Raw genomic sequence first — 14,346 nt, 5'->3', positions numbered from 1 at the left:
GTTCGACTTGCATGTGTTAGGCGTGCCGCCAGCGTTCGTTCTGAGCCAGGATCAAACTCTCAAGTTGAAATGATGTTACCATCATAACCTTGACGTCGAACCTCTGCACATCAATCATCCAACCATAAGGCCAGATGAATTACCGTTTATCTGCATCAGTATCCAAAGACACCGAAAGCCGACAAACAGTGAAGCTGACACTCTATAATCAGGACCGAAATCCCTAAGAGCGCGATATACAGACGTTCTTGTCGTTAAGACCAAACCGCCCACATATCTCTTCGTTCATCTATCAATTTCAAAGAGCACGAGACAAAAACCAGACCAGTGCGCCCTAACTTGCGGCGCGCCCGCCCAGATCTACCTCAAAATTTTCTCCGTCAGATCACTCAAACTTCCCTCAGTAACCTCAGTCACCCCGTTCCGTCTGCGCCATCTGGCGTCCCGTCCGCGCTGTCTGCGCCGCCGGTGAAGGGGGTTCTAAGACTACCAAACAAATCCTGCAAGCGATTCTTTGAAGAAATTTCAAAAAAATCCACGGACATCGATTTCGGGCGCTCTCATTATGCATCCACGGTCAAAACACACGCTTATAGAAAAGCGCGCAGGGCTCCTGAATTATTCAGGTTAAGTCTCCTCACGTCTCTCTCCACCTCTACCACAATCTCGCGCAGTTTCAGCGTACGCTCGACAATATCCGCCACAAGACGCAAAAACGGCATGGCATTGGTCCCTGCCGGTGTCATGGGGACCAACTCCAAACGTGTACGAGGACCGGATACACGCTCGGCCTTGATCCCCTTCCAAAGCTCTGGATTATCCTTTGAAGCGAGGTAGAGTGTCGCCTCTGTCCTGACACCGCGCCCCATTCCGGACAACCAGCGCTTGGCAGGCCAAGGCGCCGAATAGGTCAGTTTCCTGTGCGGCATGGCGCGTATCTCCGAGACAAAGCCCCTCGGGTCTTCAAGTCCCATAGCTTTGTCAGCCTGGCGGACCACCCAGTGCCTGTCCGTCTTGCGGCGTGGGATGGCCCCGAGAGGGGCACGCGCCTCACACTCCATCAGCCAGTTCACAGCCCGCAGAGGCACCGCATATTTCTCCGCGATCTCCAGTGAGTTCAGGCCGCTTTTCACGGCCAGAGACAGAATAACCACAAAATTCGGAGCTATGTTTGTGACTTTTGGGGTTTTGTCTTGAGGCTCAGGAGTTACAGGAACAGCCTGACTACCCGGCTTGATCTCTGTGACGGGCAGCTTCTTCAAAACCTTCAGGCGCAAATCCTCCAGAACAACCGATCTCTTTCTTCCCACACTGCGCCGGTTCAAACCCGTCATGCTGGCCGCCTCAGCGGCGGGCCTCTCGTCCCTGACAGCGGCAATATGTAAACCAAGCGCGAGATCCGTCAGGTGAATATAGGTGTCAAATGTCGTCTCCGCCTGCCGGTGCCCCGCAAGCCGCGCGATTTGATGGGTACCATTCAGTGGATCCCGTCCGGAATATTCCTCACGCATCCACCTGATACAGTCGGCATTCCAACCTGTGAGGTTACACACGACCTTGTCGGCTTCAGGCGCCAACAGCGCGAGGGCGATATTCGAGAGTGCCCCGTGACGCAGATCATGCGGACGTAATCCGAGCTGTTCCCCCAAAAGCCGGGCAAAGCCTATCCGGTCAAACCGGGGCGCCTCCAGAAGCGATCTGTCTTCCGAGAGAAACGCCACCCTGTGGTTTGAACTGGTCTGCCGACGATGCGCGACAAACCTTTCCCATGACGACAACTCTTGAGGTCTGAGGAACTGCGCCACCGGCACCTGCCGACGCCCCGCTCCGGTTTTGATATCTCCCTCTGTGGTCGGATGCAGCCGAACCACCCCTTTTCTGCTATAATCAACATCACATATCCGCAGCGCTTCCATATCCGAGAGCCGCAGCCCGCCCCGCGCGGCCAATAGAAACGCAACCCTGTGTGGCCCCTCATCTTTCAACCCCTTCAAAGCCTGCCTGATTTGCGGTCCGGTAATAACAGCACGGCGCGGCGGCCCCTTACGAGACATCTGAGGGAACCGCAGATCGGGCTCCGGCCAATAGAGCCTCGGGTCATAAAAGGTAAAACGAAAGAACTGGCAGAGACACGTCCCCGTCATCTTGTCCTGCAACGCGCCCGGGATTTCCAAGACGGCATAAAGACGGGCTTCGATCTCCTCAACGCTCATGCGTGCCGGATCGGCCTCTCCAAATGCCAGCGAGAGGGTCTTGCCGACTGCGGACTCGTAGCGCTGCAGTGTTGAGACTTTGCAACCCTTCTTCAGTAAGGACGAACACCAGAGCGCACGTGCACGAACAATAGGAGGCGGGGCTTGGGCGATCAGTTCCTCCAACCCCGCGCGCACCGGCGCACGCGTTATCTTATGGGCCCCTTTCCGCCTCGTTGTGAGGATCTGGCGGAGCTCCCTGTTGCTCTCTTCCAAAGAAAGCGCTGCCTCCGCGCTCTTTACCGGCTTTCGACGCCGAAGGGCCGCAGGGACATCCAACACCTCCCCGCACAGGCTTCCCTCCCAGTGTTCCGAAGGCACGGATCCCGCCCTGAATGACCCGCGGGCCGCTTCAAACAGCACAGAGGGTATACCCGCGGCATACTGGTCTTCGAGGGGCGCAAAAGCTGCCTCGGCAAACGCATCGGCCTTGGGAAACTCGGGAAGCACGAGTACCTCCTGTATCCTGCGCAAGAGACGGTCCGGACTTGGGAGCCGCGGCAAGGATACCGGAGACCAACGCGCCAAAAGGCCGAGAGTCACAACATCGGGATAAAACCGCACCTCGGTATGCTGATTGATCTTCAGGTCAATCCAGACATGTTTTCCTAGCAGCTTGTGACGTTTGATTTCCGGCTTGCCGTATGACAGCCCCGCCCACAAAGACATCCAGGCCTCAGATCGCAACAAGCCCCCGCGCATGATAGCGCTCAGAACAATCAGAGCCGCAAGCGCCTCCCCTTTATGCCTTCGACTGCGCAACCGGTCTTCCAATTGCCTGTAGATGGCGCAGGCCCGATGCGCAGCAACAGCCCAGTTTGAGCGGCGCAGAGGCGACTTTGGGGGTGGTGGAGTGTATTTGACAGCCAAGCCGAGACGCAAATCATAGGCCCGCTCAATGGCGCGCAACAGGCTGAGAACCCTGTCCCGTGCCTTCTCGGTCTCCCTCACCGTGTCACCCGCCTCTGCGGCCAGCGCCAGTGCCTCGCTCACAAAGCGCTCAGCCACAGAAGGCGTGCGAAGCGCCTCAACACCAACCCGTTCAAGCCGGGCTTTCACATGATCTCTCACATGTTTCATCGGCCCAGCCCCGGCAATTCAACCTCCAGGTCACACCAGATCTGCTCAAGCGCGTGTCGCAACCTGTCCTGATCGGCGATGCTTGAAGCACTGGTCGGGGTTAACGGGTCGAACATATGCCCGCCATGACCCATAAAGCCGTCGATGAGCGGTCCGGGAACATCAAGCTCCACCAGTGCAGAACGGACGTAATGTCTGGCCCAATTGGTTGCCTTTGCGGGGCCCCGCTTCGCCGGAGTTCCCGCCCGCCGCCACAACTCCGGAGCGGATAGCGGGGTCGGCTCCTCCATGAGTGTGCTCCATTTCAAAAACGGGACACCCTGCCCTTCTGCGATGGCCGACAAACTGTCGCGCACATGCGGCAACATAAAGAGGCGATGGGACATATCTGCACAAATCTCGCGCCAATGCAGAATAACGGCATGTGCCGTGGGGCACAGCGGCACCCACCTGTCATCATTGACCAACCGCCCGCCTTTCCCGGTCAGGAGAATTCTCGGGCGATGGTCCCCGACGATACGCGCAAACGGCTCGAATGCCGCCCCGTTTGGCCGGCGCGCCGTCAGGAAGTTCAACACAGCACCAAAGAGGTTCGTCAACCCGGCAAAGGTCTGCACATCGTCCTGATCGGGACCTGCCGTCCTCGCGTCATCCACCAATCCCCGAAAATAGCGCCGTACCTGCTGTCGGGACGGGGATTTGAGCGTACCGACCACAGAAGCCGGACTCGTTACCTCCACCGCAATATCAGTCTCAAACCTGTCCTTCAGCGCCTCTCGCCACGCCGAGGCAAGCCTCTTTGTTTTGACCTTCGTGTAATGCATCTGCACCACATCCCCGACCTTGCGGCCGGTGAGCAGCCCTACAATCGCACGGTCCTTATTCGGCATAGCATCGCGCAACGCCCGGATCAGATGGCTCGGCCCGACAGGGCGCTCGAGATTCTGTTTCTTAAGCCAGGCCCGCACATCCTCATGAGCACTGTGCCGATCAGGAAGCTGTTCGAACAAAGCCGCAAGGTCCTTGGGTGGCTGTAGCGTAAAGACAGTGTCCGGAGCCGTCTTTTCCGTCTGATGCGCGACATCAGGTACAAAAGCGATCCCGCCATTGTTCCACCAGCTTTCCCCAATGCGAGGCCTCCGCCCCAAACCGCTGACCTCCCGTCCGAACAGAAGATAGGCCAGAGCCCATACAGCGCCGATATCCGTGTCCTTCTCCGCCCATGCCGCACGCCAGATCGCACAGGTTTCCAGGTTCGAGAGCGAGGCAAAATCGCCGGTCCATCCGAGTTCGGCCTGTTCCTCTTCAAACAGGTTCAATTGTTGTTCTGCGAGGTAAACATCTCTGCGCTCGGGTGCCACCAGATCGGGAAACCGGTAATACAGAAGCTCACGATCTTCGATCAATTCCTCCGATGGGGCCTCCGCATCTTCCCCGACATGTTCGAAAACAACTTCACGCGCTCCATCATCTTCGATCACAAGATCGGGCGTCCGGTCATCATAAGGCCCGCGTTGTGCATCTTTCCGATAAACCGGACCTTGCGGATAGACCGCATTTGTAATCAGACGGGAAAGCTCGACCACTCTCGCATATTCATCAGCGCCGCGCACATGTAGCGTTTTCTCCAGCGCCCTCAACGCAGCAATCAAGCTCTCAAGATCCGGTCCGAAAGGCGGCAACTCCAGCATAAGGTCGAATGAATAACTCTTACCCACAAGGTGACGCACAGCCCTGAGACCTTGATCGACACGACTGTACGTATCCGTCTGTTTATACGTCTTACAAAATCGCAGCGCCCCAACCAGAGCCCACCCCCGCAGAATATCCAGATCGGTAACCCGAGGTCGTGACGTGTCGGGGCGCGTCATCAGCATCGCAGCAAGAGGATTTTTGCATATGTACAGGCGTTGCTTCTTAACCTCAGGCCCCCTCTCCGGCAGCAACTCTCTACGGGCGGCCTCCGCCTCTCTGACGCCTTTCGTCGTCGACACCAGATTTAACAACCGCACAGCCTCACCCACGACCTGCCTACGCTGTTCACGGGAAAGGCCTGCCAGAAGGTCCATCATCGAGCTTCCCGCAAGCCGTTATAAAGCGTTTGACGCGAGATCCCTGCAAAACGGGCCGCGCCGTATTTGGTGATGCCCCGAGGACCAATCAGCCGGATCGCCTGCTCTTCAGGCAGCAAGTCGGAGAGTGCTCTATACCAGGCCCGGAAGTCCTGAACCCAATCAGCACAGGCCGCTTCGGACCAAGCTCTGTCGAGATAGTCATTGGGGAGCTGTCGAAAAACACGAACCTCGGCATGACCGCTCCGGAGCGCCCCAAGCCCTGAAAATCCCGCAAACCAAAGGTACTGGCGTCCCGATTTGATTGCATGAACCGGCACGACAGGCCTGCGCCGCGGGACACGCAACCAAAGGCGCAAAGGATCATGAATATCAGGATGCGGAGCCAATAAATCCGCGGAAATCATACGCGTGTTCGGGGACATTGGGGTGGTTTAACTGTCTAAAATTTTGGCTATTAAACTATCAACTTTTGGAACCATCTTGTCACCAAATTTTCTCGCACCAAGTAATATCAATAGGTTAATGGAGAAATTAGCAAACTATTGGATGATTTTCTAATACATCATCAATTCCGCCCCCCCCTATCGAGGCGGTGCAGCTTTTGCTGTCCGGGCGCGCAGAGACGGCAGTCTTGCCCGAGCCCGCTACCACCATGGCGGAGATGCGCGCGCTGCAAGCCGGTCAAAAGGTCTACCGCGCCATCAACATTCAGGACGAATGGGGCAAGATCACAGGTCTTGGCCCCGTTGTGCCGCAGGCCGGTCTGGCCGTGATGCGTGATTTCGACGAGGCCAATCCAGATTTGGTTGTGGCCATTCAAACCGCCATTGAAACGACACGGCCCAAGGTCATGGCCCAACCGATGGAGGCTGCCCAAGCCGCCTCTGACCCGCTTGGCATGCCCGCGCCGGTGCTGGCGAAATCCATCCCGCATTCCGCCCTGTCTGCAGATCGCGCTGCCAGCCTGCGCCCGCAGTTTCAAGCGATGTATATAGCCGTTGCCGATGTCGAGCCTCGCGCCATTGGTGGCAAGCTGCCCGATGAGGGCTTCTACCGCTTATGACCGATGTTCTTGACAGGCTCGGCGCCACGGGGCGGTTTATATGGGGCGGGTGGTCTGGTCTGGCAGCACTCACGCTTTTTGCCGCTCTTTGGCAAGCTGGACATGAGGCCTATGGCGATTTCATTCTTCCCGCGCCTCTGTGACCATTTCGGGGGCAATCAACATCCTCAGCAGCCCCAAAAATTGGGCCATTTTTATCGCAACCATGCGACGCGCCCTCATCGGGTTTACGCTCTCGGCCTGTATCGGCGGATTTACCGGTTTGATAGCGGGCTATTCTCCGGCGACCATGCGGCTTGCGCGCGCCCTTCTGACCGTCATCCTTGGCGTGCCGCCGATTGCGTGGCTGGTGCTGGCACTGATCTGGTTCGGCGCAACAGATGGCATGGTGATCATCGCCATCCTTGTGGGAGCCGTACCGCTGGTGTTTGGCGCCTCGCGTCTGCGCCGGTTCTGGAGCGTCGGATTTCGCCAAATTCTTGCCCACCTATTTCCAGCCTTGCTCTTGGGGTTGCCCTCAATGAGCAAGGCCGCCGTAATGATCGAAGTCCTCTCCTTTGTGAGCGGGATTGGCAACGAATTGGCCAAAGCACGTCAATATATGGATGAAACACAGGCACTTGCCTGGATGGCAGGACTAGTCCTCTACGGGAGCGCAATCACTTAGCGCAAACGCACAGACCGGCTTTTGGTCTTTCTGCCCTGGCTTGCGGTTTTTTTCATGGCCGAGGCCATGACACGCTATTTCATGATCATCGGCGACAGCTATCTGGCAGGCGAGGCGATGAAATACGGTGGCATCGTCTTTTTAGGTATTTTGGGGCTGGCCCACGCACGGATCACTGTGCCCGTGACCAACCTTGTGCTCGACCCCAGCAAGAAGACATCGCCCTACCGTCCACATCCGTGGCGCAAGAACCTCGCCTCCGAACTTGTCGCGCTTGTGCTTTTGGGGAAACTCTTTGGTCTCAGCGACACGGTTGTGGCTTGGCTGATGATCGCGGCGGGGGCCGGATTCTTCGACCCTGCTGGCGAAGGGTTCATCGGACGCGAAGCCCTTCGTGCGGAAATCATCATGCTCACCCTACCCTGCCTCCTGTCTGGAGCCGGACTGATCTGGCTCGGCGCAGGGTCTCTCGGGTCCCTGTATTGCCCGCAGACGGATGGCATCTGGCACTCATGGGCGGGATCGGGACGGCTGTTTTGGCAGAGCTCTCCATCGCGGGGCTGTTGCATGCCGGATTGACACTTCCGGTTGGGTACGAGGTCAATGTGGCAATCTTTCTTCGTCTGATTTCCGTCTTCTTACGCATATTACCCGAGTTGGCAGAGCTCTCAGCCATAGCGAGCCACGTAAGCGCGTCTATATTCTGGGCTGCGGGGTTCGGTCTTTGGCTCTGGCGGTACTACCCCAATTTTGACCGACCCCGACACGCTTGATCAGCATGAAGCCTGCTGAGACGGGCATGGGATATCAAAAGCTTGAACCGGACAAGATGCGCAGGCATCTGATAGAAGATGGCGTAAACCAACGCCGCCCCCAATCACACGGTTACATTTTATAGTTCAAGCAAATTCAACGAACTATCGCTCACAACGGAACGAAAAATGTTATTTTGTTCTATTGCTGATGGGTTTTGATTTTCCGCCCTGCCCTCTCCATCCTCGTAGCCAGACAGATCGCAAACAGGTGTGAGACAGATGTTAGAGGGCCAGGCGGCAGCGGTCAATGAGGCAGGGGGAAACGAGGTCATAGCCCCCCCCCTACCCTTTCACAAAAAGGCGGCGAAGCCTCGGCCCGCCGCCCCGCCTCTCTCATTCCAGCTCTTTGAAAAAACTCTCCAGAGCGGCTTCCAGTTTGCGCTGGTCAATCGCACTGAAGTCCTGCTCCGAGCGGATTTCCAGCCGACCATTCTGCACCGCGCAGCGCACTGTCCCCGCGGGGACAGCCATGCGGAAAGTCGTTTTTACCTTCGCGGGTGTTGCGCTTTTGGTTGTCGGCGCCGGCTTGGCCGCCAACACCGCCCGCAGCACATCAAGTTCGGCCTCGGCGCTCGTCGACATGGCGGCGGCCAGCCTTGCCTTGATCCGTGATGCGGCCCCATCCTCTTTCGAGATCAGTTTTTCAAGCTCAAGCCCCAGCGCGCGCGGGATGGCTTCCGGAAATTTCAGCGCTGAACCGATACCTTCCAGCACCGTGGCAAAACGCCGGATATAGCTGCGCTTCTGGCGACCGGCCGAGGCGTAGAGCATCGCAACCGCCTCCTCCACCGTGGCACATTCCGTCTTTGGATCGGCGGCATAGGCCCGCGCAAGTTCGGCCATTTCCGCAAAAGAAATATCACGGCGGACAAGGTTTTCATCGACCATCCGGCGATACAGCCCCTCAAGCGTCTCACCCGCCGCCATCAACCCCGCCGGAATCCGCACATATTTCTCGTCGCCCGTTTCCGCGTAAATCTCGCGGAACGCGGCCAGACGGCGGAAGCCCTGCACCAACTCGTAAGTGTCACCGATCACCTCGACCTGAATCGGGTTCGACAGACCAATGTCACGGATCGACGCCTTGAGTTCATCCAGATCAGGATCACGCTGTGCACTGCGGTCGCGGGAGAGTTTCTCTGTCTGCACGGCGTCAATCGGGATCAGGTCAACGATCAGACCCTCTTTCTTCATCCGCACAAACTCATGGGCAAGCCGGTCATTCTCCGCCCTGATCTGCGCTTCGGCCGCTTGCCGCTCCCGCAGTGCCGTGGCATTTTCCTGAATTGCGCTGGCCATCGGCCCCCGACGCGCCTCCTCTGTCCCCGCGGGGACAGAGGGCTCAGGGACGGCCTCAACCTCATCCGGAAAGTCGATATCAAAGACCCGACGCTTTTTCATGCCTCATCCTCCAGCTTCTCCCACGCCGTGAGCATATGCTCCCGAAACTCTTCATAAGCCCTATCAAAGGACGACCGCGCCCGCCGCCACGTCTCGCGGGTCATATCACGGTAATCCGTCTCGTAGATTGACGACAGGAAACGTCCGGATTGCTCCACAGCGCGCGTCATCTCGATCGGGCTTTCCGTCATCCTGTCCCCGAAAACCTTATAAAAGGCTTCACGCATCGCACGGTGCAAATCATTGCCCGCCTCATAGCGCGTGATGAGGAAGCGGATGTCCTGAAACATCTTCGGCAAACCGCTTGTCCCCGCGGGGACAACCCCGTTGAAAGCGGAAAGATCTTCAAGCGCCTCGGCAAGCTGACCGATGAAAGACGTGGTGGAATCGTATTCCCAATAGCCCGGACCCGAGGGGATATAGAGCACATCCGCCGCAAACACCGCATTCATCGACTGATAGCCGATGGCAGGCGGACAGTCGAAGATGATCATGTCATAGGCATCCGCAGGCAGCGTATCGAGATAACGGCTCACCGCCGCAAAGAAAGACCATTCGGGATTGAGGTGCCGATACTGGGCCGAGGCAAATTCCACAAACGCCGCATTGGCGCAAGACGGCACAATGTCAATCGTCGGCCAGTTCGTCGGCTTGATGAAATCCGTCACCCGCAGATTGTCCAAACCCATGTCGGTGATCTGGGACGGAATACGGCGTTGGGGCAGGGCCGTGCCACTTTCCGCGCCACGCGAAACCGCGTTCATCCGCTCCGTCTCATGGATCAGATCGCGGGCCATGATGCCCCAGACTGTGTATTCCTCCGCCACATCCGTGAGCCCCATAGAGTGGGACAGCGTCGCCTGCGGATCGAAATCGACACAGAGCACGCGATACCCGTCAAGGGCCGCCGCATGGGCGAAATGCAGCGCCACGGTGGACTTGCCTGCACCACCTTTGAAGTTCGCCACGGCTGCGCGGATCGCCCGTTTGCCCTGAGGCCTCTTGGGCATAAGAGACTTGCGGCTCACCTTGAGGCGCCGCCGGATCTCGTTAATCTCTTCCAGAGAATACCAGCGTTGACGCCCGTCCGCCTCGACATGGCCTTGCGGCAGGCTGGGGTCCGACGCCAGCCGCCCGCGCAGGGTCGACTGGTTGACTTTGAAGATCAGCTCGGCGACCTCCCAGCTTGAAAATCGCCGCAGAGACTTTTCCCGCTCGGGGGAATAGGTCTGTTTGCGGATGTAGCTCTGCATCTTGAGCGACTGGGCCTGCAATCGCGACAAGTCCTCGTGAGTGAACATTGTGCCTCCTGTCCCCGCGGGGACGTAAATTTTATTATTCTTCTTATTTACGCGGAATCCGGAAAAATACAAAACGGAAAAACGTAAATGCGTGATTTTCCGCAAAAAGCGTTCTATACTCTGACAGATCGGGAAACGCCTTGAAAACAAAGGGCGTTGAGACGCTCGCCGAGTCGCCTCCGCAGGTCCGAAAGCGGCCATGATATCGACCAAACCACCCTATATTAGGGGACAGTTTTGGTAGGCCTACGACATATTGGGGGACAAAACCCCTCCGATTAGGGGACACGCTGGATGTCCCCCTATACCAGAAATACCTTTCTTTTCATTTTTTGATGGAATTTGAAAGATATACGGATCGTTCTCGCGCTTGACAGAATCGAAGAACTCATCGCTAATCAGGGAAAGATGAGGAAAAACGCCGAGAAAGCGCTGTTCGGAGAAAACAGCCGCCTGGAACAAACCTCACCGAGCAAAATGAGGCAAACGCCGTAAAGGCGACAGAGCAGAACTCTCTGCAAGGAAAGCGATCTATGCTGTCCAGAAAACCGGTAGGCCAGCAGGCTTCCGTTATCAAATATGATGTGCTCACCGCAGTGGGGACATTTGCATTGAACCAGCCTAAAGGGAAACAGGTTCTTTGCCTGCGTTTGATGACGCTGATTACGGCGCGGTATAACTGGGCGCGCAACGAGCTTGCCGTCGGGCAACGGGAAATCGCGCGCATGTGGAATGTCGACGAGCGCACCGTCAAACGCGAGATGGCAAAGCTGCGAGCGATGTCATGGCTCATCGTCAAACGACAGGGCGCGCGGGGCAGGGTAACGCAATATGCGCTGGCGCTGGAACAGATCCTCAAAGACACACAGCCGGTTTGGTCCGCAGTCGGACCGGATTTTGAACAACGGCTGATAGGGCAGGGGGCCCAGCCCGAAAACACCAGCGCCAAGGTTGTTCCGCTACATAACGCTCAAAGGCCCAGCCTCGCGCCAGAGGTGGATGGTTCTAGTGAATGGGGCCTTGCACGCAGCCTGATCCATGCCGAAGATCCCGCCCGTTTTGCGACGTGGATCGCAACACTGACGCGGCAGGAAAGGCGCGGACGGCGACTGTATCTCACCGCCCCGAGCCGGTTTCACGCGCATTACGTTGCCACCCACCTGAATGCGCTCTGCCTGTCTGCCGTGCGGCAGGTTGATCCCGACATTGACGCCGTGATCGTTACGGAGCCAACCTAACAACAGTGGCGGCGACATATCCTCTCGCCGGAAACCCCAAACGCAACGCACGCCGCGGTCGGAATGCGTTTACCTTTCCGGTCTAGAGTTCACAGCTGTGAACCATCACAGGGCCATCGCGTGAAGGTCCGCAAAAACCGTAAAACAAGGCCATCAAAAAACAAGATAGACAGCATAAGAAACTATCGGTTTTTGAAGATTTGCCATTGCTCCACACTGATTGAAAATCAAGGAGCCGCCAATGAAGCTGTCATTTTTCACCATGCCGATCCACCCGCTCGGGAAACCCTATGCGCAGAGTTTCGCAGAAGACCGCGAAGCCTTTCTGCTCGCGGACAAGCTGGGATTTGCAGAGGCATATTGCGGCGAGCACACCACAGATAAAGCCGAGATCATCACCTCTTGCGTCGCCTTTCTGGCCAGCCTCGCCTATGAGACAAAGAACATCCGGCTTGGCACGGGGACGGTGAACCTGCCCAACTCGCACCCCGCCCGCGTTGCCGCCGAAGTTGCCATGCTTGATCACATGCTGGAGGGCCGCTTGAACTTCGGCATTTCTCCGGGCGGCCTTATGTCGGATGCCGAGATATTTGGCTCAATGGACAAAGACCGCAACGCCATGTTCCTTGAGTGTATCAACATGGTGCTTGAAATCTGGGCTGGCGAAGCACCCTACAATCTCAAAGGCGAATTCTGGGACATCTCTACCGAACGCACCATGATGCCGGAAATCGGGCAGGGTGAAATCATCAAGCCGTTTCAGGCTCCGCACCCTCCCATTGTCGGCACTGCCGTTGCGCCATTTTCAAAAGGTGTCACCGCAATGGCCGCGCGCGGGTGGCAGCCGATCTCCGCCAACTTCCTGATGCCGAAATGGGCCGCGACCCATTGGCCGAACTATGTCGAAGGCTGCAAACAGGGCGGCTACACACCGGACTACGCCGACTGGCGCGTGGCCAAGAACATCTGCGTCGCCGAAGACATGGACACCGCCCGCGCTTATGCCCGCGATCCGGGTAGTCCCTATGTGCATTACTACTCCCAGCTACTAACCAAACTGCGGGAGGGCGGGCGCCTGAACCTGTTCAAGAATGACCAGAGCATGCCCGACGATGACGTGACGCTGGACTATGTACTGGACCGTCTCGTGATCCACGGCGACCCGCAATCTGTGGCGGATCAGATTTTGGCCCTCCGTGAACAGACAGGGCGGTTCGATCACCTCGTTTATGCAGGGCACGACTGGACCGATTACGATTTGGGCCGCAACTCGATGATCCTGATGGGCGAAAAGGTCATGCCTATTCTCGACGAGGCCACCAAATCCGAGACGCCTTATTCCGCCAGCTGACGACCCGATTGTGCGCGACCTCATGAGGGTGGCGCACAGCACGTCGATGAAAGGACATCCCATGACCACCGCGACACAGCTTTCCACATCCCACACCGAGATTGACCCCAAAGCGTTCCGCCGCGCCCTCGGGAATTTTGCAACAGGGGTGACAATCATCACAGCCCGCGCGCCGGATGGCACCCATGTCGGCGTCACGGCCAGCAGCTTCAATTCCCTGTCGATGGACCCGCCGCTGATTTTGTGGAGCAGCATGAAAGACACGCCGAGTTGCAAACTGTTCGAAGCGTCGAGCCATTTTGCGGTGAACATTCTGGCCTCGGACCAGATGGAGATGTCCAACCATTTTGCCCGCCAGCAAAAGGACAAGTTCGACGGCATCGCATGGGAGCCGGGTCTTGGCGGCGCACCCTTGTTCCCGAACACGGCGGGACGATTCCAATGCGAGAGCTATGACAAACTCGACGGGGGAGATCACTGGATTTTCGTGGGCAAGGTCGTGGCCTTTGATGACTATGGTCGCCCGCCACTGTGCTTTCACCAAGGGTCATACTCAATGGTTTTCAGCCACCCCGAAAGCTTTGCGAACACAACGCAAGACAGCCAGCCGATGCCGGAAGACAGCCGCTCGGGCAACCACATCTTTTTCCAGATGCTCAAGGCCGTGCGCAACTATCAAGACCGCTATCAGCCCAAGCTGGAAGGGCTGGGCCTGAGCGTGATCGAGGCGCGGACACTGTTGCTGCTCAATGACATTGCGGCGCTGGATGCCGAGGCGCTCGTGCTGGAATTGCATTGCCCGATCATCGAGGCACGCGCCGCGCTCACCAATCTCAAGGATCGCGGATTGCTGTCGGAAAATGAAGGTCAGTTTTCCCTTACCGAGCAAGGGCGCAACAAGGCCGAACAATGCTGGTCACTGGCGGACGCCCACGCAAAAGAAACTTTTAAGGGCTTCGATGATGCGGAGGTGAAGCAATTCTCCGCCATGCTGAAAGCCCTGTCTCAATGACCCAAACCTTAAGATTATTGCGGAAAAACTGATAACAACATACTGAAAACAATAGAATACCCCCGCAAATCACAGAGTCTGCGGGGGGAAT

11 protein-coding genes, 1 rRNA gene and 1 pseudogene are annotated in these 14,346 nt (G+C 57.3%); 7 read left to right on the top strand and 6 right to left on the bottom strand.

Annotated elements, in window-relative coordinates; genetic code table 11:
- From BM152_RS14160 to BM152_RS14145, 4 genes are all read right to left on the bottom strand, one after another.
- A 16S ribosomal RNA gene (locus BM152_RS14160) occupies positions 1–67 on the bottom strand; the annotation flags it as partial.
- A 523-nt stretch (positions 68–590) separates the two neighbouring features.
- On the bottom strand, positions 591–2,468 hold the full coding sequence (locus BM152_RS14155) for a tyrosine-type recombinase/integrase (RefSeq protein ID WP_170845879.1): 1,878 nt from the start codon (positions 2,466–2,468) through the stop codon (positions 591–593).
- A gap of 860 nt (positions 2,469–3,328) precedes the next feature.
- Positions 3,329–5,062 carry a hypothetical protein gene (locus tag BM152_RS14150; RefSeq protein WP_139222512.1) on the bottom strand — a complete coding sequence of 578 codons (1,734 nt, stop codon included), beginning with the start codon at positions 5,060–5,062 and terminating at the stop codon, positions 3,329–3,331.
- Positions 5,063–5,400: 338 nt separating this feature from the next.
- On the bottom strand, positions 5,401–5,811 hold the full coding sequence (locus tag BM152_RS14145; RefSeq protein ID WP_139222511.1) for a hypothetical protein: 411 nt from the start codon (positions 5,809–5,811) through the stop codon (positions 5,401–5,403).
- Between the two features lie 227 nt (positions 5,812–6,038).
- Here BM152_RS14145 and BM152_RS14140 point away from each other — a divergent pair, with 227 nt between their 5' ends.
- The 4 genes and pseudogenes from BM152_RS14140 (at position 6,039) to BM152_RS14130 (ending at position 7,910) form a co-directional block, all read left to right on the top strand.
- Positions 6,039–6,470, top strand: coding sequence for a type 2 periplasmic-binding domain-containing protein (locus tag BM152_RS14140; protein WP_139222510.1), 432 nt, complete (start codon positions 6,039–6,041; stop codon positions 6,468–6,470).
- Positions 6,467–6,613 carry a hypothetical protein gene (locus BM152_RS19300; RefSeq protein ID WP_156444328.1) on the top strand — a complete coding sequence of 49 codons (147 nt, stop codon included), beginning with the start codon at positions 6,467–6,469 and terminating at the stop codon, positions 6,611–6,613. Before BM152_RS14140 ends, BM152_RS19300 begins: the two co-directional genes overlap by 4 nt.
- Positions 6,614–6,675: 62 nt before the next feature.
- Positions 6,676–7,137, top strand: a complete 462-nt coding sequence (locus BM152_RS14135) for an ABC transporter permease (RefSeq protein WP_139222509.1) — start codon at positions 6,676–6,678, stop codon at positions 7,135–7,137.
- A 54-nt stretch (positions 7,138–7,191) separates the two neighbouring features.
- Positions 7,192–7,910: pseudogene (locus BM152_RS14130) on the top strand (NnrS family protein).
- 375 nt (positions 7,911–8,285) lie between these two features.
- Here the strand turns inward: BM152_RS14130 and BM152_RS14120 are convergent.
- Together BM152_RS14120 and BM152_RS14115 are read right to left on the bottom strand one after the other, a co-directional pair.
- Positions 8,286–9,353, bottom strand: coding sequence for a ParB/RepB/Spo0J family partition protein (locus tag BM152_RS14120; RefSeq protein ID WP_066598763.1), 1,068 nt, complete (start codon positions 9,351–9,353; stop codon positions 8,286–8,288).
- Complete coding sequence (locus tag BM152_RS14115) at positions 9,350–10,654, bottom strand: AAA family ATPase (protein ID WP_066598761.1); 1,305 nt, start codon at positions 10,652–10,654, stop codon at positions 9,350–9,352. Before BM152_RS14115 ends, BM152_RS14120 begins: the two co-directional genes overlap by 4 nt.
- A 533-nt stretch (positions 10,655–11,187) precedes the next feature.
- On the opposite strand from BM152_RS14115, the gene BM152_RS14110 reads away from it, so the two are divergent.
- The 3 genes from BM152_RS14110 (at position 11,188) to BM152_RS14100 (ending at position 14,255) form a co-directional block, all read left to right on the top strand.
- Entirely contained in the window at positions 11,188–11,892 is a 705-nt protein-coding gene (locus BM152_RS14110; RefSeq protein WP_066598759.1) for a hypothetical protein, read from the top strand.
- Positions 11,893–12,133: 241 nt separating this feature from the next.
- Positions 12,134–13,243 carry an LLM class flavin-dependent oxidoreductase gene (locus tag BM152_RS14105; protein ID WP_066598758.1) on the top strand — a complete coding sequence of 370 codons (1,110 nt, stop codon included), beginning with the start codon at positions 12,134–12,136 and terminating at the stop codon, positions 13,241–13,243.
- Between the two features lie 61 nt (positions 13,244–13,304).
- Positions 13,305–14,255, top strand: a complete 951-nt coding sequence (locus BM152_RS14100) for a p-hydroxyphenylacetate 3-hydroxylase reductase component (RefSeq protein ID WP_066598757.1) — start codon at positions 13,305–13,307, stop codon at positions 14,253–14,255.
- Positions 14,256–14,346 lie beyond the last annotated feature (91 nt).

It is taken from the genome of Celeribacter halophilus (assembly GCF_900114135.1).
In the GTDB taxonomy this organism is placed as follows: domain Bacteria; phylum Pseudomonadota; class Alphaproteobacteria; order Rhodobacterales; family Rhodobacteraceae; genus Celeribacter; species Celeribacter halophilus.
The sequence above is the reverse complement of the archived record's forward strand: the minus strand, read 5'-3'. Positions and strand labels throughout refer to the sequence as shown.